Source organism: Ignavibacteriales bacterium (genome assembly GCA_026390815.1).
Lineage (GTDB): Bacteria > Bacteroidota > Ignavibacteria > Ignavibacteriales > SURF-24 > JAPLFH01.
Window position 1 is genome coordinate 1 of record JAPLFH010000032.1, and the last position, 25,318, is coordinate 25,318.

Annotated in this window: 26 protein-coding genes; 10 read left to right on the top strand and 16 right to left on the bottom strand. The window is 33.8% G+C overall.

Annotated features, from left to right (window positions below; translation table 11 throughout):
• Positions 1-129: 129 nt before the first annotated feature.
• The 10 genes from NTX22_09485 to NTX22_09530 form a co-directional block, all read right to left on the bottom strand.
• Positions 130-483, bottom strand: coding sequence for a nucleotidyl transferase AbiEii/AbiGii toxin family protein (locus NTX22_09485; GenBank protein ID MCX6150743.1), 354 nt, complete (start codon positions 481-483; stop codon positions 130-132).
• Positions 449-763 carry a hypothetical protein gene (locus tag NTX22_09490; GenBank protein MCX6150744.1) on the bottom strand — a complete coding sequence of 105 codons (315 nt, stop codon included), beginning with the start codon at positions 761-763 and terminating at the stop codon, positions 449-451. The genes NTX22_09485 and NTX22_09490 overlap by 35 nt, the downstream gene beginning before the upstream one ends.
• A 413-nt stretch (positions 764-1,176) precedes the next feature.
• Positions 1,177-1,875 (bottom strand): nucleotidyl transferase AbiEii/AbiGii toxin family protein, encoded by a 699-nt coding sequence (locus tag NTX22_09495; protein ID MCX6150745.1) that lies wholly within the window; start codon positions 1,873-1,875, stop codon positions 1,177-1,179.
• A 504-nt stretch (positions 1,876-2,379) separates the two neighbouring features.
• Complete coding sequence (locus NTX22_09500; protein ID MCX6150746.1) at positions 2,380-2,892, bottom strand: hypothetical protein; 513 nt, start codon at positions 2,890-2,892, stop codon at positions 2,380-2,382.
• 2 nt (positions 2,893-2,894) lie between these two features.
• The gene (locus NTX22_09505) at positions 2,895-3,191 is read right to left on the bottom strand and encodes a nucleotidyltransferase domain-containing protein (protein ID MCX6150747.1); all 297 of its coding nucleotides are present in this window, start codon (positions 3,189-3,191) and stop codon (positions 2,895-2,897) included.
• A 219-nt stretch (positions 3,192-3,410) separates the two neighbouring features.
• Positions 3,411-3,848, bottom strand: coding sequence for a nucleotidyltransferase substrate binding protein (locus NTX22_09510; protein MCX6150748.1), 438 nt, complete (start codon positions 3,846-3,848; stop codon positions 3,411-3,413).
• Complete coding sequence (locus NTX22_09515; GenBank protein ID MCX6150749.1) at positions 3,845-4,141, bottom strand: nucleotidyltransferase domain-containing protein; 297 nt, start codon at positions 4,139-4,141, stop codon at positions 3,845-3,847. Before NTX22_09515 ends, NTX22_09510 begins: the two co-directional genes overlap by 4 nt.
• Before the next feature lie 179 nt (positions 4,142-4,320).
• On the bottom strand, positions 4,321-5,661 hold the full coding sequence (locus NTX22_09520) for a nucleotide sugar dehydrogenase (GenBank protein ID MCX6150750.1): 1,341 nt from the start codon (positions 5,659-5,661) through the stop codon (positions 4,321-4,323).
• Positions 5,662-5,989: 328 nt separating this feature from the next.
• Positions 5,990-7,129, bottom strand: a complete 1,140-nt coding sequence (gene gmd / locus NTX22_09525) for a GDP-mannose 4,6-dehydratase (protein MCX6150751.1) — start codon at positions 7,127-7,129, stop codon at positions 5,990-5,992.
• Between the two features lie 135 nt (positions 7,130-7,264).
• Positions 7,265-8,230, bottom strand: coding sequence for a GDP-L-fucose synthase (locus tag NTX22_09530; protein ID MCX6150752.1), 966 nt, complete (start codon positions 8,228-8,230; stop codon positions 7,265-7,267).
• 207 nt (positions 8,231-8,437) lie between these two features.
• On the opposite strand from NTX22_09530, the gene wecB reads away from it, so the two are divergent.
• The 4 genes from wecB to NTX22_09550 all read left to right on the top strand — a co-directional run bounded on the left by wecB (position 8,438) and on the right by NTX22_09550 (position 12,871).
• Positions 8,438-9,550: a UDP-N-acetylglucosamine 2-epimerase (non-hydrolyzing) gene (wecB, locus tag NTX22_09535; protein ID MCX6150753.1), complete on the top strand. Its 1,113-nt coding sequence runs from the start codon at positions 8,438-8,440 to the stop codon at positions 9,548-9,550.
• Between the two features lie 267 nt (positions 9,551-9,817).
• Positions 9,818-11,851: a S9 family peptidase gene (locus NTX22_09540; protein ID MCX6150754.1), complete on the top strand. Its 2,034-nt coding sequence runs from the start codon at positions 9,818-9,820 to the stop codon at positions 11,849-11,851.
• 12 nt (positions 11,852-11,863) lie between these two features.
• Positions 11,864-12,226 carry a YkvA family protein gene (locus NTX22_09545; GenBank protein MCX6150755.1) on the top strand — a complete coding sequence of 121 codons (363 nt, stop codon included), beginning with the start codon at positions 11,864-11,866 and terminating at the stop codon, positions 12,224-12,226.
• A 114-nt stretch (positions 12,227-12,340) separates the two neighbouring features.
• Complete coding sequence (locus tag NTX22_09550) at positions 12,341-12,871, top strand: NUDIX hydrolase (protein MCX6150756.1); 531 nt, start codon at positions 12,341-12,343, stop codon at positions 12,869-12,871.
• Positions 12,872-13,108: 237 nt separating this feature from the next.
• On the opposite strand, the gene murI is transcribed toward NTX22_09550, so the two are convergent.
• From murI to queC, 5 genes are all read right to left on the bottom strand, one after another.
• Positions 13,109-13,945 (bottom strand): glutamate racemase, encoded by an 837-nt coding sequence (gene murI, locus NTX22_09555; GenBank protein MCX6150757.1) that lies wholly within the window; start codon positions 13,943-13,945, stop codon positions 13,109-13,111.
• A 69-nt stretch (positions 13,946-14,014) separates the two neighbouring features.
• Complete coding sequence (locus tag NTX22_09560; protein ID MCX6150758.1) at positions 14,015-16,573, bottom strand: HD domain-containing protein; 2,559 nt, start codon at positions 16,571-16,573, stop codon at positions 14,015-14,017.
• A gap of 308 nt (positions 16,574-16,881) precedes the next feature.
• Positions 16,882-18,270 (bottom strand): tyrosine phenol-lyase, encoded by a 1,389-nt coding sequence (locus tag NTX22_09565; GenBank protein MCX6150759.1) that lies wholly within the window; start codon positions 18,268-18,270, stop codon positions 16,882-16,884.
• 145 nt (positions 18,271-18,415) lie between these two features.
• Complete coding sequence (queF, locus tag NTX22_09570; GenBank protein ID MCX6150760.1) at positions 18,416-18,769, bottom strand: preQ(1) synthase; 354 nt, start codon at positions 18,767-18,769, stop codon at positions 18,416-18,418.
• Positions 18,769-19,467: a 7-cyano-7-deazaguanine synthase QueC gene (queC, locus tag NTX22_09575; GenBank protein MCX6150761.1), complete on the bottom strand. Its 699-nt coding sequence runs from the start codon at positions 19,465-19,467 to the stop codon at positions 18,769-18,771. The genes queF and queC overlap by 1 nt, the downstream gene beginning before the upstream one ends.
• A gap of 51 nt (positions 19,468-19,518) precedes the next feature.
• Between queC and NTX22_09580 the strand changes: the two genes are divergently transcribed.
• Positions 19,519-19,671, top strand: coding sequence for a hypothetical protein (locus NTX22_09580; GenBank protein ID MCX6150762.1), 153 nt, complete (start codon positions 19,519-19,521; stop codon positions 19,669-19,671).
• On the opposite strand, the gene NTX22_09585 is transcribed toward NTX22_09580, so the two are convergent.
• Entirely contained in the window at positions 19,657-20,814 is a 1,158-nt protein-coding gene (locus tag NTX22_09585) for an MFS transporter (GenBank protein MCX6150763.1), read from the bottom strand. The two genes, NTX22_09580 and NTX22_09585, sit on opposite strands and share 15 nt — an antisense overlap.
• Before the next feature lie 224 nt (positions 20,815-21,038).
• On the opposite strand from NTX22_09585, the gene NTX22_09590 reads away from it, so the two are divergent.
• The 5 genes from NTX22_09590 (at position 21,039) to NTX22_09610 (ending at position 25,290) form a co-directional block, all read left to right on the top strand.
• Positions 21,039-21,650 (top strand): L-threonylcarbamoyladenylate synthase, encoded by a 612-nt coding sequence (locus NTX22_09590; protein ID MCX6150764.1) that lies wholly within the window; start codon positions 21,039-21,041, stop codon positions 21,648-21,650.
• A 174-nt stretch (positions 21,651-21,824) separates the two neighbouring features.
• Positions 21,825-22,712, top strand: a complete 888-nt coding sequence (locus NTX22_09595; GenBank protein MCX6150765.1) for a hypothetical protein — start codon at positions 21,825-21,827, stop codon at positions 22,710-22,712.
• A gap of 14 nt (positions 22,713-22,726) precedes the next feature.
• On the top strand, positions 22,727-23,287 hold the full coding sequence (locus tag NTX22_09600) for a hypothetical protein (protein ID MCX6150766.1): 561 nt from the start codon (positions 22,727-22,729) through the stop codon (positions 23,285-23,287).
• 306 nt (positions 23,288-23,593) lie between these two features.
• Complete coding sequence (locus NTX22_09605) at positions 23,594-24,178, top strand: sigma-70 family RNA polymerase sigma factor (GenBank protein MCX6150767.1); 585 nt, start codon at positions 23,594-23,596, stop codon at positions 24,176-24,178.
• Positions 24,179-24,183: 5 nt separating this feature from the next.
• Positions 24,184-25,290: an anti-sigma factor gene (locus NTX22_09610; protein ID MCX6150768.1), complete on the top strand. Its 1,107-nt coding sequence runs from the start codon at positions 24,184-24,186 to the stop codon at positions 25,288-25,290.
• The last annotated feature ends 28 nt before the right edge of the window (positions 25,291-25,318 follow it).

The window sequence follows — 25,318 nt, forward strand, 5'->3', positions numbered from 1 at the left end:
AACTTATTTAATTCTTTTTCATCCAATTTTAATCGTGGACGACTACTTTTTCTGGACATATTTACTCCTTTTCTTTTCAGAAGTAAATATAACTCTTTTATTTCTATTTGTAAAGCTATTTGTGAAACGTTATACTAGTTCCAACAAATCAGGCATTCTGCAAATGGATTCAAATTCTAGATCCGCCTTAACGGGATAGGGATAAGTAAAAAAAGTAATTTTTACATCATTTATTTTTATATGAAATTGGTCAAATGCTTCATATAAAACACTTTTATTAGCATTTAGAACTTTTTTATATTCATTTTTAATATATTTCAGGTTTAACGATTCGGCATTAATAAACAAGTCAAAATCTATTGACCGCCGATGCCCCAGTTGTAATGCTATAGCTGTACCGCCAACTAAATAAAAGTCCTTTTTGAATTTTTTTATAAACGGGAGCAATTCAACTTGTGATGGTAGAAGTATTTCTTTGTGCATGCCTGTTGAAATAAAGTGTAAAATAATTTTTTACTTTGGGCAAGTAGCTATTTCTTTCTCTACTGCTTTGTTTAAAGAATATTTCAGCTGTTTTTTTGAAACCGATTAGCTCGAACATTTTTTTTACATCATTAAGTGTTCCATAGTTTAATATGGTCTCTATTAAAAATTCAAGACTGATTCTTTCCTTTGCTTCTTCTTTTATATACCAAAATAAATCCTTGTGATCTCTAATAAATGTCTTCAGCTCAGGAGAATTTTCTTTTTGTTCTCTTATCATTAGACTATCGTTATTATCTTAATCTTATGCAAAAACAATTAAAAATATCTGCAAGTTCTATCCGGTATTGTATTATCATGTTGCATTTTTCTTCAATTCTAAATTTAACTTTACATTGTAATAATTCGTGTCTCTTTATTCCCAACCGTCTGTTATAATCTTACCTGCTTGAACTTGTTCACTTAGAAGGCAATGCTTAAAGTTCTTTATCAATATAGGCGGGTCAGAAATAAAATAATCGTTGTTGATGCCGTTTTCAGTAAAGATGTTTTGGATGTTGAGCATACCGTCAACGTTTTCATGGTAAATTTTTGTTACACAGAGTTCCTGAGAGTTAGCACGGAGCTTCACAAAGCATCATCAAGTTTTAGTAGCCAATAATTATTAAAATAGAAACAAGAAATGTTCTTACGTTAATTAACTAATGAATTTATCCTGCCGTTAAAAATATCGTCTGCAATAACTGAAAGATCATTTTTAAAATGAATTGGGTCGGGTTTATTAATCCATTTAATAAGATTCAACTTATCAACCGGGAAAGAGCTAAGGATTTCAAAAATTGAAACAGGGTCAACTCCAGCTTCTTTATTTTTTGCTTCAGAAATAATCTCTTTAAAGTTGCACTTAAAATTTTTACAAATAATCCAGATATCGACAATATCCTTCGGTTCGAATCTGTAAAGAGCGGAAAATTTATTGGATAAAATGTTCCTTAGGCTATCGATTTTCCCAAGCACTGCGTCAAAATAAAACTCATCATAGTGCGGAGCAACATCGTTAACCAAATCAATTTTTAATTCGAGGTCAGCTTTTGAGATGTATACCTGCATAAAATTGTTTGATCGATTGAGCTTTTGTTTATCGATGATGAAGTTAAGTTTAGTTTGTGAATCGGCTAATTTATTAAAAATGATATTACAATACTCACTAAAACTGCTATCATCATTAACAAATAAATCGAGATCATCGGAATAACGGTGCTTAAAATAAATGCGGCTAAGAGGCGTACCACCTGTTAGATAAAATGGTAGTTTTAATTCTCTTAATATATTCAGAATCCCATCCTGAAAGGGGTAAAGGCTCTTTATATAAAATTCGTCGGATTCGTTCATATCTATCCTTTAATTCATTGCTTCTCAATCTATTTACTGAACCGGAAACTAATATCTTCTTCAATAAATCAATTCCCAAAATGTCCAGAAGATCAAACCAACTTAATCTTTCGAGCATACGATTAATTATCAGATCAAATTCATATTTATCAATAACATCAAATTGCATGTCCACAACATTATTCAAAGGGAGTAGATCAATATTATAATCCCAGAATATTTTTTTTAGAGTGTTGTATTTTTCTTCTATTGACATGGGTTAATTACTATTTTCTGTGTTTGAAAAAAGGATGGCTCCATATACAAAACTTTGTTATACTTATGCTACTATAGTAGTTTCCTTGCTAAGTCTGGCTCCAAGTCCATCAGCCAATATTACTACTTTCATAATTTATTTATCATTTATAAAAAATTTTGTTTTTTAGTAATTGTTCAGAAGCCAGAATAATAAAAAGTGAAACGACAAAGGTCAAACGGGAGAAGATGCTACAGATGAAACCGCAGTTAAAAAAGTGTTGGTGTCTCAAGCTCTTCGATGTACGGTTTTAACTCATTTTCAAATTTATTTATTACTAAATTTTTGATGTTTATAAAAATATTGTAAATATCCTGCAGTTTATAATATAATTGATTAATTGCCGTTATATTATCATCAAACGAATTACTGTATTCATGCAAAAATTCATTACGTAGCTTTCTTAGGTATAGCCATGAATCTTTTGATTCCAGTAAATGTAGTTGTTCTAATCTATTAAGTATATCAAGAAATGACATTTTGTTTATATCTTCAGCAAGCATCAGAAGTACAGCGCTAAATAAACGTTCACCCATCGCATCTTGTAATTTGAAAAATCTGTAGATAAACTGATCAAGTGTTCTGATGTCAGTTTCAGATAATGAATTGTACTTTTCGGCATTAAGAGGAATAGTAGTTTTAAGATCTTTTACTGCAGAGCTTAGCCTTTTAATATGCGTATTACATTCTTTTAAGGCTTCGTATAATTTTGTAATTGCCATTTTCACAATCTGATACCTGTTGATTCAGCAATTTTAAATATAGGTTTTACAATAGCTTTGGGGTGGTTAATAATCACGTCAATTTTTTGCTCGCCTAGTAATTTTTCAAGTTTTATTAAATACTTAATTTTTTTATCCAACAGGTTTTCTTTATTTAAGCATTTAAGGTAAATATCAATATCCCCGCCTTTCAGCGTATCATCAACTCGGCTACCGAAGATAAATATTTCGGTATCTTCGCCAAAAATTTCTTTAGCAGTATTCTTTATTATTCCTTTTTCAAATTCATTTAAGCGCATAAGCTAACAAGTGTTGAGCACTATTTAGTTCTAAATTTTGAGCCTGCCTGACGGTAGGCAAGTGTTTAGTCTTATTCAGTGTTGAGTTTTTAGTGTTTAGTCTTGAGTTAAGAATTTAAGAATAACAACTAATTAAGTTTTAAGTCCCGATTCTCGGGTTCTACGCTTTGCTAAGATTTTGAGTATTCCGTATTGAGCTATATCAGTTTAACATTGCGGTCAAGTAGTAATTGTAATAATTTTTTCCTTCACATTATTGAGTTCATCTTTAAATGCGCCCATAAGAAGATCATAAATATTTTGTATTTCATAAGGTAAATAATCGTGTACAATCCGATTTCTGATATCCCGCATATCTACCCAGATTTCTACTGCTGATATTATCTTTTGCTTTTCCATATTTAAAAGCAGATCCCTATAAGTATCAGACGAAAATGTATACAGGTAATATTCATATGTTTTAAAAAATTTAATACAAGTTTCTACTGCTCTGATAAACCTGTCAGATAAAGCATCATAAGGCTCAAGCTCTTTAGGGTTATATTTTTTGTTTATAATATATTTTTCAAGACCGATAAGTGACGCTTCAACTAAACCAATAGAAGATATAACTTTCTGTTTGGAGTTTTCAAACAAAATCTTATAGTTATTTTTCATTTTATTCTTACTGGTTTAATAGTATTGATAAAAGCTTTTTGTTCTTCAGTTAGATTTTCTTTGTTTAAAACCAGTACATCAATTTTTTCTTCACATTCCATAAAGAATTTGCGGCTGATTTTTCTGGATAAATCCAGGCTATTTTGGGTTGAAAAGATCAGTATATCAATATCTCCGCCTTTTTTTAAGGAATTTAATCGGGAGCCAAATAAATATACCTCCTCAGTAATATCCTTTATAGCATACAATAGTGCACGTTTTTCTGCAGCATCTATTCTTATATTTTCTAGCATACCCATCTATTTGTTAGCAATACCAATAAAGTTATAAGAAAGGAAACAAAATAAGAAGTTTTTAGTTTTGAGCCTGCCTGACCTGCCTGACGCCTGCCCGCGGTAGGCAGGGTAGGTAGGCGGTAGGCAAGTGTTTAGTTTTTAGTTAAAGACTAATAACAAAAAGTAAAAATGATTTATTAGGCTTTAAAAATATTACCAGATTTCACACCATTTTTTTCAAATGCATTCCGGGTATCAACAATCAAATTTGAGTTATCGGCTATGAACTTATAATCATAAGAAGAATGATCGGTGCTTAAAACAATCAGGTCGTAGGTTTTCAGATTTTCTTTTGTAAGATCAACCGATTGTAAATCATAATTATATTTTCTTGTCTTGTACAATTTAGGAACGAAAGGGTCATTATAACTAACATCAGCACCCTGCTCAGCAAATATTTCTATCAGCTTTAAGGTTGGTGATTCGCGCATATCATCAATATCTTTTTTGTATGCAGCTCCAAGGATAAGAACCTTAGAACCATTAAGGGATTTCTTAAATTTATTTAATACTTCTGATGACTTTTCCACAACGTAGTATGGCTGTAAAGTATTTATCTCACCTGCAAGCTCTATAAACTTAGTATTGATGTCGTATTCCCGCGCTTTCCATGTTAAATAGAAAGGGTCTATTGGAATACAATGTCCACCTAACCCTGGTCCAGGATAAAAAGGATGAAAACCAAATGGCTTTGTCTTAGCAGCTTCAATAACTTCCCAAACATCAATATCCATTCTGTCAAATACCATTTTAAGTTCATTCACCAGCGCAATATTAACAGAGCGATAAATATTTTCTAATAGCTTTGTAGCTTCTGCTGCTCTGGTAGAACTTACCGGTACAGTCTTAACAATTATTTTATCATATAATGCTTTAGCGATTTCCAAACACTTAGGAGTAACGCCTCCCACTACTTTGGGAATCGTTCCTGTTGTAAAATCAGGATTGTTGGGATCTTCACGTTCGGGACTAAATGCCAAATAAAAATCCACACCTACATTGAATGTTGAGTTTTTAGTTTTTAGTTTTGAGTTTTGACTTTCCTCAAACATCGGCAGAAGAATTTCATCTGTTGTTCCGGGATAAGTTGAAGATTCCAATACGACCAATTGCCCCTTTCTTAAGTACTGAGCAATTACTTTACCGGAATTAACAATATAACTTACATCTGGCTCGCGGTGTTCATCAAGAGGAGTTGGAACACAGATAATAATCGCATCCACTTCCGGTAAAAGCGAAAAATTTGTTGTTGCAGAAAAGAATCCACTCGATATGGCAGTTTTAATCCGCTCTTCACTTATATGCTTTATATAAGATTTACCCTTTGATAAAATCTCGGGTTTCTTCGGATCGAGATCGAATCCGATAACTTTAAATTTCTTGTTTACAAATTCCAGGGCTAAAGGCAAGCCAACATAACCAAGTCCAATAATGCCAATAACGGCAGATGTGTTGTTGATTTTTTCTAATAGTGTCATAATAATTATGAAGGTTTAATTCTAAATGTTAAATGAAAATATTAGTTACTCTTTGAACTTTTCTTGGGATATTTTAACAATAGAAGTTTGTTCCGGATACAGCTTCGCCATGTGAGTCACAATTTTGGATTTACATATATAATAAATAATAGAACGAACTGATTACAAAAGACCCCTTTAAATTCGGAGTGTATTTCACAAAATCTTTTTGGGGGATACGGGTTATAAAAATATTTGGTTAATATCACCCCAATATGTTTTTTGCAAACTTAAGATATTAAAAAAAAACTAAAATGGAAATTTTTTTTAAATAAATAATGATTTTTGTTTAATAACCTCTTTTTAATACTTTTTCAAAATCAGCTTTAGCCATTAATTTTACAAGGTCTTCAAATTTTGTTTTTGCCTTCCATCCTAATAATTCATTAGCTTTTGTTGCATCACCGATAAGCAATTCCACTTCTGTCGGTCTGTAATAACCGGGTGATACTTCTACAACCACATCTCCAGATTGCAGATTGCGGGTTGCGGATTGCGGATTTGAAAAATTGGAACCGCCTACCCCTGATTTCTGACTTCTGATTTCTGACTTCTGTTTAATGACTTCTTTTACAATTCCTTTTTCATTTTCATTTTCACCAATCCACGTAAGTTCAATTCCCAATTCTCTAAATGACAGCTCTGTAAATTCGCGTACTGTATGAGTCTCACCAGTAGCAAGCACAAAATCTTCAGCTTTTTCATGCTGTAAAATCCGCCACATGCCTTCACAAAATTCCGGAGCAAAACCCCAATCACGTTTTGCATTTAGATTACCCAAAACAAGTTTATCTTGTAAACCTAAAATAATCCTTGCAGCAGCGCGGGTAATTTTTCTTGTTACAAAAGTTTCACCTCTTCTTGGCGATTCGTGATTGAATAAAATTCCATTGCAGGCAAAAAGATTATATGCTTCGCGATAATTAACTATTATCCAATAGCCAAAAAGTTTTGCTACCCCATAAGGTGAGCGGGGATAAAAAGGAGTTGTTTCTTTTTGCGGCACTTCCTGCACTTTACCAAAAAGCTCGCTTGTAGAAGCCTGATATAATTTTGTTTCTTTTCCTAATCCCACTTCTCTTATGGCATCTAAAAATCGCAATGTCCCAAGTGCATCCACCTGTGCTGTGTAATCAGGAATTTCGAAAGATACTTTTACATGGCTTTGCGCACCCAGGTTATAAATTTCGTGCGGAGCAATTTTTTCCAATATCCTATTTAAATTGCTTGTATCAACCAGGTCTCCGTAATGAAGAAATAATGTTTTATTTACAATCTCAGGATTATTATAAAGGTGATCGATCCTTCCGGTATTAAAAGAACTGCTCCTTCTGATTATTCCATGAACTTCGTAACCTTTCTCCAACAAGATTTCCGCAAGATAGCTTCCATCCTGCCCGGTAATGCCGGTTATGAGTGCTTTTTTCATTAATACCTCCGAGCAAAAATTAGTAATAATAACATTCTTTTTATATCACATTTTTATGTGATACAGAAACCTACCCTTACCCAAAGAAGAACTTAATACACAGAAATTGCTACTCATCATTTTTATGTACTTGTTCTACTTTATGTTTACCAAAAACCATTTATAAGCTTTTTCTATTCCGTCTTTCAAATTGGTTTTGTGCTGCCAGCCTAAATTGTTGAGTCTTGTTACATCAAGAAGTTTTCTGGGAGTACCATCCGGTTTTGCTGCATCAAATACAATTTTTCCATTATACCCAACCACTTCAGAAATTATCTTAGCTAATTCTTTAATCGTTAGATCGATACCTGTCCCGATGTTAATGTGAGAAATTCCATTCTCATATAAATCAGCAGCGTTTACTTTTTGCATAATATAATAAACAGCTTCTGCCAGGTCTTCTACATAAAGAAATTCTCTTCTAGGATTCCCGGTTCCCCACACTACTACCGATTGCTGATTGTGGATTGCTGCTTGCTGATTAATTTTGGCTTCGTGAAATTTCCTTATTAGAGCTGGAAGTACATGCGATGTTTCCAGATTGAAGTTATCATTTGGTCCGTAAAGATTAGTTGGCATAACTGAAATAAAATTACTGCCAAATTGTTTATAATAACTTTCGCATAATTTAATTCCGGCAATTTTTGCTATCGCATAAGGTTCATTTGTATATTCAAGTTTATCTGATAAAAGATATTCTTCCTTTAAAGGTTGAGGTGCCAGCTTGGGATAAATACACGAGCTGCCAAGAAACAAAAGTTTTTCAGCTCCATTCTGGTGAGCAGCGTGAATTAAATTAGATTCAATCATCAGGTTTTCATAAATGAACTGTGCACGGTAAGTATTATTGGCAAGTATTCCACCGACTTTTGCTGCGGCAATAATTACTAATTCTGGTTTTTCTATTTCAAAGAATTTTTCTACCTGATCCTGGCGGATAAGATTTAATTCATTCAATTCCTTTGTAACAATATTTTTGCAGCCTTCCGACAAGAACTTTCTATAAATGGCAGAGCCAACCATTCCACGGTGACCAGCAACATAGATTTTTTTGTTTTTCATAATTACCTTAAATTAAGCACGCGGTAAATATAACTAATTCCAAATTATAATTCTGATAGCGGGGAATTTGAAATATTTGCCTTTTACATAAAAATCTTTTTAATAATTGACGTTAAGGGCATTATCCCGATTGCTTCATTTATAATTTTCAATTATAATAACAGATAAAAAATCTTTGTTAGAATATTCACATTCCGGAGAAAAATTTTGAAGAAAGTTATTTCAGTTGTTGGTGCCCGCCCAAATTTTATGAAAGTAGCACCAATTCATAAAGCATTTGAAAAATTAAAAATGAAAAATGAAAAATTAGAAATTGAACACCTGATTTGTCATACCGGGCAACATTATGATGAAAAGATGTCTAAAATATTTTTTGATGACCTGGAACTGCCACAACCTCATTTTTATTTAGGAGTTGGTTCTGGTTCTCATGCAGAACAAACTGCTAAAGTTATGATCGAATTTGAAAAAGTTCTTCTGGCAGAAAAACCTGACCTGGTGATTGTTGTTGGAGATGTTAATTCAACAATTGCGTGTACTTTAGTTGCTTCAAAATTAAATATTAAAACTGCGCACGTAGAAGCCGGGTTAAGAAGTTTTGATAGAGAGATGCCAGAAGAAATCAACAGGCTGCTTACGGATTCCATAGCCGATTTTCTTTTTGTAACAGAAAAAACTGGAATAATAAATTTAAAACACGAAGGGGTGCCCGACGAAAAAGTTTTTTTTACTGGCAATGTAATGATTGACAGCCTTGTTAATTATTTACCTAAAACTGAAAAGTCTAATATTATTAAAGAACATCATTTGGAAAAAGGAAAATATATTCTTGTCACTCTACATCGCCCGAGTAATGTTGATACTAAAGAAGGACTTGAAGCATTATTGAATATGCTTAATACCGTAGCAAACAAACGCAATCTTCTTTTCCCGATTCATCCACGTACTAAATCCAATATGCAAAAATTTGGATTGGATGATCTGCTAAGTGAGAATATAATCCTGACCGAACCAATCGGTTATATAGATTTTCTTGCTCTTACAAAAGATGCTGAATTGATAATCACTGATAGCGGCGGTATCCAGGAAGAAAGCACTTTCCTTGGTGTTCAATGTATAACTGTCCGGAATAATACTGAGCGCCCAATAACTGTTGAAGTTGGTACCAATCAATTAGTCGGAACTGATTTAAAGAAAGTAGAAAAAGCTGCTCTTGAAATCCTTGATGGGAAAATTAAAAAAGGGACAATTCCAGAATTATGGGACGGGAAAGCTGCGGAAAGAATTACTAAGATAATTGTAGATCATTTAATTTCTTAATCATCAAATCTTGCTTGTTGGCTATAAGTAAGTGCAAAATGAAAATGAAGTAAAATTCCAAATAACAAATTGCAAATATGCTTCAATCTTCAAGATCCAATCCCCAAAAAGTTTTTGTAATTTTGTTGTTGGTATTTAGAAATTATTTGTTATTTATGTTTTGGTATTTGTTATTTTATTTTATCTGGCACTTCTTTTTTCCTTCTTGCCTTTAGTAAATCCTTAAACTATTTTTATTCTCAGAATATTCTATACATCGAGGAGTAAATGAAAAAAGTTTTCTTTCTTTCAGTCATTTTCCTAACAATTTCTAATTTTCTTTTGCCACAAAAGAAAGCTATGACTATTGATGATCTTTGGGCAATGAAAAGAGTTGGCGATATTTCACTTTCACCTGATGGAAATACAATCGCATTCGCTTTAACCGCATATGATATGGAAAAGAATAAAGGGAACACTGATATACGGCTGATTGGTTCGGATGGTAAAAATTTAAGAACATTAAAGAACTCAGAAAAGAATGAAGCCCAGCCAAAATTTTCTCCAGATGGAAAAAGAATTGTTTATACTCTTGAAGATCAAATTTGGTACTGCAACATTGATGGATCTGACGATAAACAATTAACTGATCTTTATACCGGAGCTTCCGGATTGGTCTGGTTAAAAGATGGAAGTAAATTTCTTTTTGTTTCTTCTGTTTATCCAGAATGCGAAGATCAGAACTGCAACAAAACAAAAGACAAAGCAAAAGAAGATAGTAAAGTTAAAGCAAGCATTTTTACTGAACTAATGTTCCGGCATTGGGATAACTGGAGAGGAGAAAAACGAAGTCATTTATTCCTGATGGAATTAAATAAGAAAAATTACGTTGACCTGATGCTCAATTCCAAATCAGATTGCCCTCCGCTTGCACTTGGCAGCTCTAACGATTATAACTTTTCCCCAGATGGTAATGAAGTTGTCTTTACAATGAATGAAGCTGATACACTGGCTGCCAGTACAAACAATGATATTTTTATTATTGATTTAAAAGATGTGAAAGCGGGAAGTAAAACTCCTTACAAAAAAATTTCTGTTAGCAAAGGAAATGATTTCCAACCCATTTATTCACCAGATGGAAAGTATATTGCTTTTTGTTCTATGGAAAGAGCTGGCTTTGAAGCTGATAGAAAGCGGTTGATGTTGTTTGAAAGAGGAACCGGAAAAACAAATGAGTTAACAAATGGTTTTGATTTTAATGTTGAAGAATTCATTTGGTCACCGGATTCAAAATCAATTTATTTTACTTCGCAAAAAGAAACGAATAATCCAATCTTAAAAGTTGATGTTTCAACCGGCAAAATAGAAGTTGTGCTAAAAGAACATTGCAACGCAAATATTCTTATCTCGCCTGATGGAAAAAAGCTTTTCTTCAGACAGCAGCGGAGTAATCTTCCGGATGAAATTTTTTCGATGGATAATTCTGGTTCCAATCTTCAGCAAATATCATTTTTAAATAAAGATATTTTAGAAAAGATTGAAATGAATCCAATGGAAACTTTCTGGTGCGAAGGTGCCGGGAAAACCAAAGTGCAATCAGTTTTAATTAAACCGCCATTCTTTGATGCCAATAAGAAATACCCGATGATATTTTTAATTCATGGTGGACCACAGGGAAAGTGGGAAGATGAATTTCACTACAGGTGGAATTATCAATTATTCGCATCAAGGGGATATATTGTTGTTGCTCCAAATCCACGCGGCAGCACAGGATACGGACAAAAATTTACTGATGAAATCTCCCGCGATTGGGGCGGAAAAGTTTATACTGATTTAATGAACTGTTATGATTATGCAATCAAAAATTTTAATTTCATCGATAAGAAAAATACTTTTGCTGCTGGTGCATCTTACGGTGGGTACATGACAAACTGGATTGAAGGACACACCAATAAATTTAACGCACTTGTTAGCCACGATGGTACTTTCAATCTTGAAAGCATGTACGGAACAACTGAAGAACTTTGGTTTCCGGAATGGGAACTTGGTGGCAAACCTTGGACGAACAGAAATCTTTACCACAAATGGTCTCCACATTCATACGTCCAGAACTTTAAAACGCCAATGCTGGTAATTCATGGCGCAAAAGATTTCAGACTTTCTGAAGAGCAGGCGTTCCAATTATTTACATCGTTACAAAGAATGGGAGTTCCAAGTAAATTACTTTACTTTCCGGATGAAACACACTTTGTAACAAAGCCGCAAAACTCAAATTTGTGGTGGAATACTATTTTTGACTGGTTTGAAAAATATCGCAAATAGGAGGATTAAGAGATGAGTAAAACAATTCCAAACATTAACGATCTTGATTATGATATGATGTATGAAGAAGAATTTGAAAGGAAGAAAAAGGAAGTTGAAAATGGATTGTGGGTAAAGCTTGAACAGGTCGGCAAGAAAATTTCTTTTGCAAAGGATGTTATGGCGCTGTATAGATATATGCGCGACCGTTATGTATCGTGGCACCGCAAAGCAATTGTAGTTGCAGCTTTGATTTATTTTATTTCACCAATTGATGCAATCCCGGATTTAACCCCACTCTTTGGTTACCTTGATGATCTTGGTGTAATTACAGCAGTACTAAAATTTCTTGGAAGCGAATTGATTCCATATTACGAAACAAGTTACAGAAGGTAGAGTAGTTGCATTGTTAAATTGTTTTGATATTGTTTTAACAACAATTAAGCAATTTAACAATTTATCCTTCCGTGAATAAAAGCAGAATAAAGAAAAATTAATTAAGAGATTTAAATGAATTTTTCAATCAAGAAGAGTGAAATACTTTTTAGAGGAAAAGTCTTTGATTTACAGGTTGACGAACTGGAATACAATAGCGGTAATAGCGGTGTTCGGGAAATTGCTGTTCATCCCGGAGGTGCCGTTGTTGTTCCAATAAAAAATGATGGGAAGATTGTTATGGTTCAGCAGTACCGCTATCCTCTTCAAAAAGTTTTATTAGAACTGCCCGCTGGTAAATTAGATAAGAATGAAGATCCTTTTGTATGTGCAGTTAGAGAGCTTGAAGAAGAGACCGGTTATAAATCAAATAATGTTGTAAGGCTTGGTGCAATTTTTACCACGCCAGGGTTTTGTACAGAGATTCTTCATATTTATCTTGCAAGAGATTTACAAGCCGGTAACCACAACCGCGAAGAAGGTGAATATGGCATGGAAATACTGGAATATTCTTTACCCGAGATTGATGATATGATAAAGTCCGGCGAGTTGATGGATGCTAAAAGTATTTGTGGAATTCAGATGGCAAAATTGTTTTTAAAATAACATTCCTTAAGGTACAGCAATGAACTTATCAGAGATCTTCATTTCATGTATACTAAATAGAAAGTGGTTTTCGGTATGTTGGTATAGGGGTATAAAGGTATATAATAAAGTTCACTACATACTTTAAACCTCTATACCAATATACCTTTATACCAAAACATCTTTCAATATATAATTTATTTTTTACTTTGAAAATGAAAACCAATTTATTTCAAGTATATTATCAATAACGAACTCTTATCGCTGATAAAACGAAATTAAAGTTTCCAGATCTACTTTTTTAATATGCTCTAAAGTTCTTCCCATAAAAATTTCGGAAATCTCTTTGAACTTCTGGGGTATATCACTTACAAAGTAATCCTGTAAACCAAGCGAGTTAGCATTTGTGTGAAGATTTGTTCTATCCAATTCACTTGCAAGTACTTTTGCAGCGGCAATTCCGGAATCAATTAAAGTTACTTTATCACCTACAACCTGCCGGATTACTTTTGCAAGGATTGGATAATGTGTACATCCTAAAACCAGAGTATCAATATCCTGTTCTTTAATTTCCTGCAAATATTCTTCAGCAATCAAATACGTTGCAGGATGATCAATCCAACCTTCTTCAGCCAATGGAACAAATAGTGGGCAGGCTTTTTCAAAAACCCGGGCTTTAGGATCGAGGCGATTAATTTCTTTAGAATAAGCTTTATTATTAATTGTTGCGCTTGTACCAATTACACCAATCTTTCCGCTCTTTGTATTTTCAATTGCCATCAAAGCGCCGGGTTCAATCATTCCAATTACAGGAACACTGAATCGATTTCGTAATTCGCTCAAAGCAACCGAAGATACAGTATTGCAGGCAACAACAATTACTTTAACATTTTTATTCAAAAGAAATTTCGCATCCTGGATTGCATATTCAATTACAGTAGAATTTGATTTTGAACCATAAGGAACGCGGGCGGTATCGCCAAAGTAAACAATGTTTTCTAATGGCAGGATTGAGATTATTCTTTTTACAACTGTTAAACCGCCAATACCAGAATCAAAAACTCCGATTGGTTTTTCCTTTTCCATAAAATTCATGTGCAATCCTTAAAGAATGAATGATGGTCTGAAAAATTTCTCCATCAATAATAATTTCTATAAATCAATTTATAAAATTTGTTCAATCGCTGCTGTCAGTTCAGCTTTAATAAACTCGTAATCATTTGGAGAAACTTTTTTTCCGTTACGATCCAGAAGATAAAATGAATCAACTACATCATCAGCTTTTGTGGAAATTTTTGCAAAGAAAATTGATAGACCAAGTTCGCCCATTTTTCTTGTAATCTGGTAAAGCAAACCTAATCTGTCCGGAGAAAAAATATCCAGTATCGAAAATTTTTCATGTTCTTCAAAAACTACTTTCACCTTACCAGACCGCTTGAAGAATTTATTTTCAATTCTCCACCATTTGGATTTCAGTTTTGTAAATTCCTGTAAAAGCTGAAGAGAACCATCCATAACGGCATTCAGATCCTTGCTTATTTTATCATACCTTTCAGGCTCTACAAGTTTATGAGTTCTAAAATCTGTTACTGCAAAACTATCTATTACAACTCCATCCTTACGTGTAAATATTCTTGCATCGTGGATGTTCAAATCATTTATAGAAAGAACACCGCACAATTTTGAAAGCAGCATCGGAGCATCTTTAGCAATGATGGTAATATTTGTAAAAGTATTTAATTCCTTAAAGAAGGTGGAGATATTTGATCCTTTTTCAATTTCTTCTAAATGTAGGGCGATTTCATCTTCAGTAAAAACTTGCGTATAGCTCATATCATTAATAGAATCAATATGATCCTGAAGTGAGGCGTTCATTTCACCTATAGCTTGAGGAAACTTGATAATGCTTGAATAGAGAAGTTCTTCGCCGGATACTTGTTCTTCCAGCATGGCGCGGGTTTTACGAAATAATTCATCCAGCAAATTGCTTTTCCATTCGGTCCAAACAACTGGATTAACTGCCGAAAGATCTGCATAAGTAACAAGATAAAGTAGATCCAATTGCAATACGGAATTAAATTTTGAGGTGAAGTTATTTAATGTTTCAGGATCGTTAAGATTTCTACGGAAAGCAACCTGCTCCATTACCAAATGATTTGCTACGAGAAATTTTACCTGGTCAACTTCTTCCTCCTCATAACCCATACGATACATTTCAGAAGATGCAATCTCGGCACCAAGAATTTCGTGACCGGATACACTAATTGGTTTAGCAATATCGTGGAAGAGAATGGCAAGAAAAAGAATTTCTCTTTCTTTCAACCCAGTAAAAAGTCTACCAAGCTGAGTTTCCTGCTTAACAAGATTTTCTACATTTGAGATTGCTACAATAGTATGTTCATCAGCCGTAAAATTGTGGTAAACTCCAGGTTGGAAAAATCCATTCAACTCTTTATATTCCGGCAGCACCAAACTTAAAACACCCAATTCATTCATATGAAAAAGAGTTTCCCCAACATTTTTGGGCAGTCTTAAAATTTCTCTAAAGAAAACTGAAGATTCGGATTCATCTAATTCAGAATTTTCAAGATGCTCTACACATTCAATTACAAGCGAGCGAAGATTTTCATCAAATCTGCCGTTGTGCAAACCACGATAATAAAATAGTCTTAATATATCCGAAAGAGAAAGTTCTCTATTATTAACGATGGAAAGACTATTTCCTTTAAGAAAAAAATCTTCGTCAAGTTGAATTGCTAAAAACTGGGAAAGCGGATCTGTAATTTCTTCTTCAATCCTGCGTGTCATTGTTTTAAAGAACCGGCTAATTCTATTGGAAGCATCAAAGTAGCTTTGCATAAAATTAACAACGGATGATTTTCCTTTGTAACTTAAATGATGCGCTATTTTTTCCTGGGAAGTGAATTCCAGCCGGTCATTCCTTTGCTTAGTTAAAAGGTGCATCAGGTTACGGATATGCAGAATAAATTTATAACTCTCCAGCACTTTTTTATATTCCTTTTGTGAAGCGTGTTTCTTTCCGCGAAGAATATTAAAAAAGTTTTCCGTCTGGGTTATTTCATTCTGGCTGGTTAAAGAAATTTTATTCTTCAATGAATAAATCCATTCTACCGCTTGCAAATCGCGCAAGCCGCCGGCAGAATATTTTACATTTGGTTCAAGCATTTTTGAAGAGCTGCCATACTTTTGATATCGCTTTTGAGTATCTTCAAAAAATTGAAAGATTAAAGCAGGTTGATTTTTTTCATCAAGACAATCAAATAACTGCGTTTGCCATTTGTTATAAATTTTTTCATCGCCTAACAACAAACGTGTTTCAAAAAATTGAGTGAAAGCATGTAAATCATCTGCAAGGTATTTATCGATGTCTGTAAAATCCCGTACCGTGTGAGATACTTCTATACCGCAATCCCACAACTGATGAATACATTTTTGTATCGGATCAACATTCTCTTCAATCGATTCAACAATAAACATTAAATCAATATCGGAGTTTGGTGAAAGCTCTCTTCTGCTAAAACTGCCGACTGACGCAATAACAAAATTGAATTTCTGTCCTTCGAATATTTTAAATATGTACTCTTCAACTAAAAGACTGTACGCGACACAAAACTTAAAAGAATCTTTCAACAGCTCAGGATCTTTAAAACTCTTCTCCCGATCTTTAATAAAATTCTTTTTTATGGTTGCAGATTTAGGCATAATAAAATTTCTTTGTATTATAATTCCAGAGGCGAGGGGAATCTCGTCTCTTTGAATTTAGTAAAACATTAATCCTAAAAAATAAATTTCAATTTTCTAAGCCGTTAAAAAATCGGGAGTAAGTAAATAGTTATTAGAAACTTCTGAAAAATCAATAATAAGTTGAGTGTCATTCCCACGAACCTGCCAGCAGTAGGCAGGAGTGGGAATCTAAAATAAAATCAATGGATTCCTGCCTGCTTACCAGTAGGCAAGCTTTCGCAGGAATGACATATTGAAATTATCAGAAATTTCTATTACTTAATCAATTAAAGTTTTTCAAATCTTGCCTGGAAGAAACGAAGATACTTTGGTTCGTACACCATCTTCAAACCTTTTATTTTCTTCCTGTCTTCATAAACCTGAACAATGGATTCGTGGGTAACATCAATATGAGCTTGAGTATAAACTCTCCTTGGGAATGTTAACCTAACCAGTTCAAGTTTTGGATAATTATGATCTCCGGTTACTTTATTTCTTCCGGAAGAAACTACTCCTCGTTCCATTGCGCGAACACCGGAATCAACATAAATCTCATTCGTTAATGTTTGAGCCGGGAATTCCGATTGTTTAATATGAGGCAAAAATCTTTTTGCATCAAGGAAAATTCCATGCCCACCTATTGGCAGAACTATCGGCACATTATATTCAATAAGTTTTTTCCCAAGGTACTCAACCTGTCCAACTCTTGCTTTTATCGTATCGAAGTCAACCATTTCTTCAATTCCCCGTGCCATAGCTTCCATATCTCTTCCGGCTAATCCACCGTAAGTATGTAATCCTTCGTAAACAACAACTAAGTTTCTCGATTCCTCATACACTTTTTTATTTCTTGTTGCTAAAAATCCTCCGATGTTTACCATTAAATCTTTTTTAGCACTAACCCAAATACCTTCAAAGTGGGAACACATTTCTTTTAAGATATGCGCAACCGTTTTTTCTGCGTAACCTTTCTCGCGTAATTTTATAAAGTAAGCGTTTTCAACTGCGCGTGTAGCATCCAGCCACATGGCAATTCCATTCTTTTTACAATATTCTTTTACTTCAAGAATATTAGCCATAGAAACAGGCTGTCCGCCCGCCATATTTACCGGTCCAGCAATACTTATATAAGGAATTTTCTTTGCTCCAACTTCTTTAACAAGTTTGTCCAATTTTTTAAGATCAATATTACCTTTGAAAATGTGTGTGCTTTGTGGATTATGAGCTTCATCGATAATAACATCTACAAAGGTTGCTCCGGCTAATTCCTGATGTAGTCTGGTAGTTGTAAAATACATATTGCCAGGAATATAATCCCCTGGTTTAATTAATATTTTTGAAATTATATGTTCGGCTGCTCTTCCCTGATGTGTTGGAACAAAGTAAGGATAACCATAATACTTTTTTACATTATCCCATAAGTAATAGAAATTTCTACTGCCGGCATATGCTTCATCACCAATCATCATTCCCGCCCACTGGTAATCGCTCATTGCATTAGTACCGCTGTCAGTCAGCAAATCAATGTAAACATCTTCAGATTTTAGTAAAAAAGTATTATAACCAGCTTCTTTAGCAGCTTTCTGGCGGTATTCTTTAGTTGTCATTTTGATTGGTTCGACAACTTTTATTTTAAAATTTTCCGCCCAGGATCTTTTAAGTAATTTCTTAGCCATTTTAATCTCCGAGAATAATTATTGATATTAAATTGTTATTTGAATAAAGAAAGATTACTCAATCCCCTATTCCCGGTGGAGTAAAATTAAACTAAAAATTTTTGTTAGCATCCAACTTGGATTTGTTGCCAGAATATTTTTCAAATCAGTCTTTTGCATATTCCACTTCAATTACAGATGAAATTCCACCGCGAACATTAAACTCGGCAGTAAGAAGCATGTATCTTGGTTTAAGAACCTTTACAAGATCATCCAAGATTTTGTTTGTTACACTTTCATAATAAATACCATCATTGCGAAAAGATTGCAGATAGATTTTATATGATTTGAGCTCCACGCAAAGTTTATCCGGAATATATTCCAGGATAATATTTGCAAAATCGGGCTGCCCGGTCTTTGGGCAAAGAGATGTGAACTCCGGTGCTTCATGAATAATTGTGTAATCCCTGTCCGAATATTGGTTCTCAAACGTTTCAAGCAATTTATATTTTTCTTTCATCAGTTCTCCTTAAAATAATCAGGTTTAAATTTATAAATGATTGGATCTTCAATACCAGCTTGTTGAAATCCTCTCAATCGTAATGCACAACTATCGCAAACTCCACATGCTTCATCTTCATTTTGATAACAAGACCAGGTAAGATGAAGCGGTGCTTTTAATTCAATTCCTCTCAGAACAATTTCCTTTTTGGAAAGAAGAATTATTGGAGTTTCAATTTTAATTTTTGTATCCGGTTTTGTACCAAGATCAACCATCTTCTCAAAAGCATTAAAAAAATCAGGACGGCAATCGGGGTACCCGGATGAATCTTCGAAAATCGCACCAATAAAAACTGCTGTCGCTCCAATTACTTCCGCCCAGCTTACACAAGCTGAAAGAATATTTGCGTTTCTGAATGGAACGTATGAAGTTGGGATTTCTTTATTGCTTAAATCAGCTTTGGATACTTCAATTCTTTTATCTGTAAGAGAAGATCCGCCAATTTTTGAGAGATGTGTATAATCAATTACTAATTTATTTTTAACATTGTAAAAATCAGCAACATCGTTGAAAGATTTTAGTTCTCTCTTTTCGGTACGCTGTCCATAATTTATATGAGCAAAAGCTAATTCGTAATTTTCATTGGCGATGGCAGCAGTAACACAGCTATCCATTCCTCCACTTACAGCAACTACAGCTATTTTTTTTTCTTTCATTCAACAATTCTTAATTAAGAAAGAGTTGCAATAAAAATACGAAAAAGTGATTTGAAAAGGAAAAAGATGGTTGATGGAAATTGGGAAATGGGAAATGGGAAATGGGAAATGGAAAATGGAAAATGGAAAATGGAAAATGGGAAAAAAAGATTTAGTAATGTACTTAGCAACTCTTCCACTAAAAGAATTTTACTTTTTGCGTAGTGCAAATAATATTATTGCTAAAATAAAACTTACTGCTGATGAGATATAAAATGGAATAGCCGAACCAAATTTATCCCAGAGAAATCCAGTTAAGATTGAACCGATCATAACCGCAAAACTTGATAGCATTGTTAGTAAACCGATTGCCGTACCACGTTGTTCATCGGGAATTAAATCTGACACCCACGCTTTTGCAATTCCTTCTGTTGATGCTGCGTAAATTCCATAAAGAGCAAAGAGAACCCACATAAGAACAAAATTTTGAGACAACCCGAACCCAAAATAAACAAGCGAGAAAATTAACATGCCAAACACAAAAACATTTCTCTTACCAAGTTTATCGGAAATCAATCCTGCGGGATATGAGGAAGCTGCATAAACTATGTTGTAAAAAATGTAACCTACGATTGCCAGAGTGTTTGATTGTGAAATATCTCTCGACTTCAAAATCAAAAAAACATCGCTGCTATTTACAAGTGAAAATAAAGTGAGAAGAATTATCAAAGTACGATATTGCTTTGGCGCTTCTTTCCAAAATACCGAATAATGATTTGATCGTTTTGTCTTAATAGAAGTTGGTTTATCTTTAACAGTAAATGTAAATGCGACAGCAAAAAAGGATGGAATGAATGCAACTAAAAAAATCAAGCTAAAGTTTCCGGGATAAAGTGCAAGAAGTATTAATGAAAGTACCGGTCCAATAGCAGCGCCAAGAGTGTCCATTCCCCTATGAAAACCAAATACTGCACCGGAATTTCCATCTGAATAACTTGCAAGCAAAGCATCACGTGGAGCGGTTCTAATTCCTTTACCAATTCTATCAGATACTCTTGAGACTAAAACAGTTGAGAAATAAGGAAAAATTCCAGGCAGCGGTTTTACTATAGCAGATATTGCATAACCAAAAACTACAAAAATTGAGCGCTTACCAACTTTATCTGATAGCTTTCCAAAATATCCTTTAAGAAAACCTGCGGTAACCTCTGCAATGCCTTCAATCAACCCAACTGCAGCCATAGAAGTACCGAGAACCGCTGTAAGAAAAATGGGAGTAATTGGATAGAGCATTTCACTTGCTATATCCGTAAACAAGCTTACTAAGCCGAGTATAATAACTTGTTTAGATAATTTTTTACTATTCACCAAAATAAATTCCAATATTTAATTGGAGAAATATAATAGAAATGCTTTTGTTTTCAATCAATATTTTTTTTCACCAAAAAAATTCCATTGACAATTTCATTAGGTATGTTATCTTTCTACTAAGGTAAATTATTAATGTTGGATTTATAGAATGAAATTACCGATCAAGCCTCATTTCTCAAATAGCTAACCATTTAAAAAAACTAAAGGCAAAGGAGTGATGTATGGAATATTACGAACTGCATCCGGTAACGCCTCAGATGAGGTACATTAACAAGGCAGTAGAAGTATTAAAAGAAGGAGGTGTAATAATCTATCCAACCGATACAGTCTATGGCATCGGCTGCGATATATTCAACAAAAACGCTTTAGAAAGAGTATTTGCAATCAAACAGGATTCCGGCACAAAACTTTTTAGCTTTGTAATCCCAAATTTAAAAGATATTGCAAAGTATGCAAAAGTTTCGGACTATGCTTATAAAAGTATGAAGCATTTACTACCAGGTCCTTACACATTTATTTTACCGGCAGCGCGAGAAATTCCTAAAAAACTTTGGACTAAAAGACAAACGGTTGGAATCAGAATTCCAAAACATAATGTCGCCTTAACATTAACCAGGGAACTTGGTAACCCTATTGTTAGCACAAGTGTTACAAGCAGAAAAGGAGAAGTGTTGTACGATGCTCTTGAAATTAAAATGATATTTAATACCCAGGTAGATTTAATGTTAGCAAGTGGAAATTTGCAAGGGCAGCCATCCAGTATAATAGATTTAAGCACAGACAATCCTGAAATTGTAAGACATGGTGCAGGTGATATAAGCTACTTTATGTGATTAGCCAATCTTCCAATTCATTTTAACCCGGTTTAATGGAGCCGGGTTTTTTATTTTTTTTGCGATAAGATATACATTACTTCAATTTTAACTTTTTCCAATTGTTTTTTCTTCTTTGATTTATCCTCAAATAATATTAATATGCTTCACAAATAATAATTATGAGGGAACTTTATGAAAAAAATATCTCTGGTTATTTTTCTGTCTTTATTATTTACCAAAACTTTGTTTTCGCAGGTAGACGACCATTTTGGTTATATTGACGAAAATGAGATAAAACAGTTTGGTAAACCACTTGTTACTTCACTTGGCATAGCGATGAATACGGGTGCATTTCATAGTGCAAGCATTCCAAAAATCTTTGGATTTTCTATTGGTATAAGAGGAATGATCATGATGATTCCTGATAAACAAAAAACATTTATGCCCAATCTTCCTGATGGCTATAAATCAACCACGGGTAAAGATGAAACTGCAACTTTCTTTGGTAACGAAGGCGGGATATATTCAGGTCCCGGTGGATTTATTACATATCCAAATGGAATTAATGAATCCACTATTCCTTTTATTTTTCCCCAGGCAACTGTTAGTTTTATGGGAACGGAATTGCTACTTAGATATGTACCATTAAAAATAAAAGACACTAAAATAGATCTCATTGGTGTGGGATTAAAACACAGTATCAGTCAATACATTCCGTTGCTTCCGGTTGATATTGCTGTTCAGGTTTTATATAACAATTTTAGCGTGCAAGACCTGGTTACTTCTACTCATTTTGCTTTTAGCGGTCAAGTAAGCAAAACATTTAGTATGTTCACTCTCTACGGTGGTTTGCAATATGAGTCTTCTAAGCTTAAGTTTGAATATAATATAAAAGGAGATCCTAAAAGCGCTAATCCTTTACTGCAAAAGGACAGGAAAGTTTCCGCTGATGTTGATGGAGATAATTCTGTTAGACTTACAGTTGGCGGTACGTTCAGCCTTGCATTCCTTGTAATAAATGCTGATTATAGTTTAGGTTCACAATCGGTAGCTTCTGCCGGTTTAACTTTTGAATTTTAATGAGGAGAGGAAACATGAAAAAATATAAATTACTATCAACTTTAGCTTTAGTAACAGCAGCAGCTTTTTATTTCAATGGCTGTATTTTAGATGCTTTCGATGAGTTAGTGCAAAACTTATCTATCGAACGCAACTTTACTGTTTCTGGAAATACTAATAATATCCCGAAACAATCGGAAACATTTAAACTTGGTGATTCTCAATTATACCAGGATAATAAGGATAAAATAAAGAAGTTAAAGTATAAAGCGGCTGCGTTTTGCGTTACGGAAAATAATGTGCCTGCACTTCAGGGGAATATAATTCTTACTCTTAAAACTGCAACCGGAATACCGTTATTTACAAAAACATTAACAGGTTTTAAACCAAACGATTATCTGGGGGTGCAAGCCAAAGATCTTGATCTAACACAAACTGAAATTGACGCTATAAATTCTTATTTAAGTAACAGTGCTCTTTTCGATACAATAAGTTTTACCGCTGAACTTGAAGTTCAAAACGCGACACCAGCAAACACAAATGTTATTTTAAAATGCTTTATTAGCGTTGCCCTGGAAATGACTGTTACACTCTGATGATTTTAGTTTGTAGTTATTATGTCACCTTACGCAAAATTGTAATTCTGAACGGAGTGAAGAATCTCGATATCTCGATTTCAAACTGGTTTGAGATATTTCGCTCCGCTCAATATGACAATTACAATTCTTTGCGTAAGGCGACTTATTATTTAAAGACTGGAGTACTGGAATGATGATTATTATTCCAGTCGCATTTCCACTTTTATCTTATTATAATGGCGAGTGAATCTTCTATTTGATTTTTACAAACTATAATTATAGTTTTACAATTAAAGTAATACAAACAAAAAATAAGAAACCACCTTGAACCAAAACTCATCCCTAACCGAAATTGATCTTTTCAAAAATATTGCCGCTAATGATTCTAAAGCGCTTGAAACTCTTTACGATCGATATTCGCCACTGCTATTTACCTTGATAAAAAAAATTGTTTCAAATGATAGAGTAGCTGCGGAAATATTGGTGGATGTTTTTGAAATACTCTGGAAGAAAATTGATAAATTTAATTTCTCTTCAGAAAATACTTATGCGTGGTTAGTTACCCTTTCAAGAAATAAAGCAACCGATTATTTAAGAAGAAACAATTCTCCAAACCAGTTTACCGAACCTTACAATGATGAATATGAAGATAATTTTATCATTCCAAAGCTATCTGACCAAATAGACAGCCTGGATCTTGATACCGCTTTTAGAATAAAAAGCAATATTGAAAGAGCATTGAGCAAACTTACTGATGCACAAAAATATGTAATACATCTTTCTTATTATGAAGGATACACACAAAAGGGGATTGCCGATAAATTAAAAATTCCTTTACCAACAGTTAAAAGCAAAATAAAAATTGCATTGAATAATTTGAGAGACAACCTGATAAAGGAAAAAGAGTAGTTAACATGGAAGAAAATAACCTAAATGATTTAATTCATGCGTTTGCGGCAGGATGCCTTGATGATAACGAATTGCGGTTGTTCCTCAATCACCCGGAATCTGCTGAGTTCAATACAGTAGAGCTTGGCGAGCTACAAAACGTAATAAGTCTTTTACCGGCAATATTGGAACTGGAATATCCTCAACTAAACATCAAAGATAAAGTTGCTCAAAAACTTTATAAGTTCAGAGAAGAAATAAAGGAAAGGAAAAAATCAATAACGATTGTGCCTCCGGAATTAGAAAAACAAATTGAGCCGGAGATTATTGAGGAAGTTTCGCAAAGTAAAAAGGAAATAGAAGAAGCACCTGAAGCTGAAAGAAGTTACGAGAAAGCTCTTGTTGATGAAATTCAATTTAAAGAATTGCAGGAAAGGATTGAAGAAGAAATTGAAGAATTACCATCCATAAAAGATGTTGATTTTGTTGAGAGTGAAAAGCCTGTAAAAAAAATGTTATATGAACCCCTGCCTGCCGGTAATCTGGAGTTAGTTCTTCCAAAACCCCAAAAGGAAAGTAAACTTGGTTTGATATTGCTTATTGTAATTCTGTTTTTACTTTCATTAAGTGCGGCTGGAATAGTTTACTATTTAATGAACAAAGAAGTCCAATCCAACAGAAAACAGATTGCCTCACTAAATGGTGAAATTGTTGCTGTAAATAGTGAGATTAGCCGGTTGAATAAAATTCAAAGAATACTTTCCATCCTTGGCTCTAAAGATATCTGGACAATTAATCTTAATGGCACAGTTAGCAATCCAACAGGATTTGGAAAACTTGTAATTGACTACCAGGCAAAAGAAGGATTACTTCAATTATACAACATGCCTTTACTTCAACCAAAACAATATTATCAGCTTTGGTTAATGAGCAAAGGTTCGGCTTACTCACTTGGCACTTATAAACCAAGAAGAACAGTAGAATATTTGCCTGTAAGTCAAATACCGGAAATACCCCAGGGAGAAATAGAATCGTTTGTAGTTACTATTGAAGAAGGTGAAGGAGCATTAACTCCACTGGGAATTCAGTATTTATCAACCACATTTCAACAAACAACAAAAGGAAACAGATAGAAAGAGAAAGAGCAAGTTACTGATTATG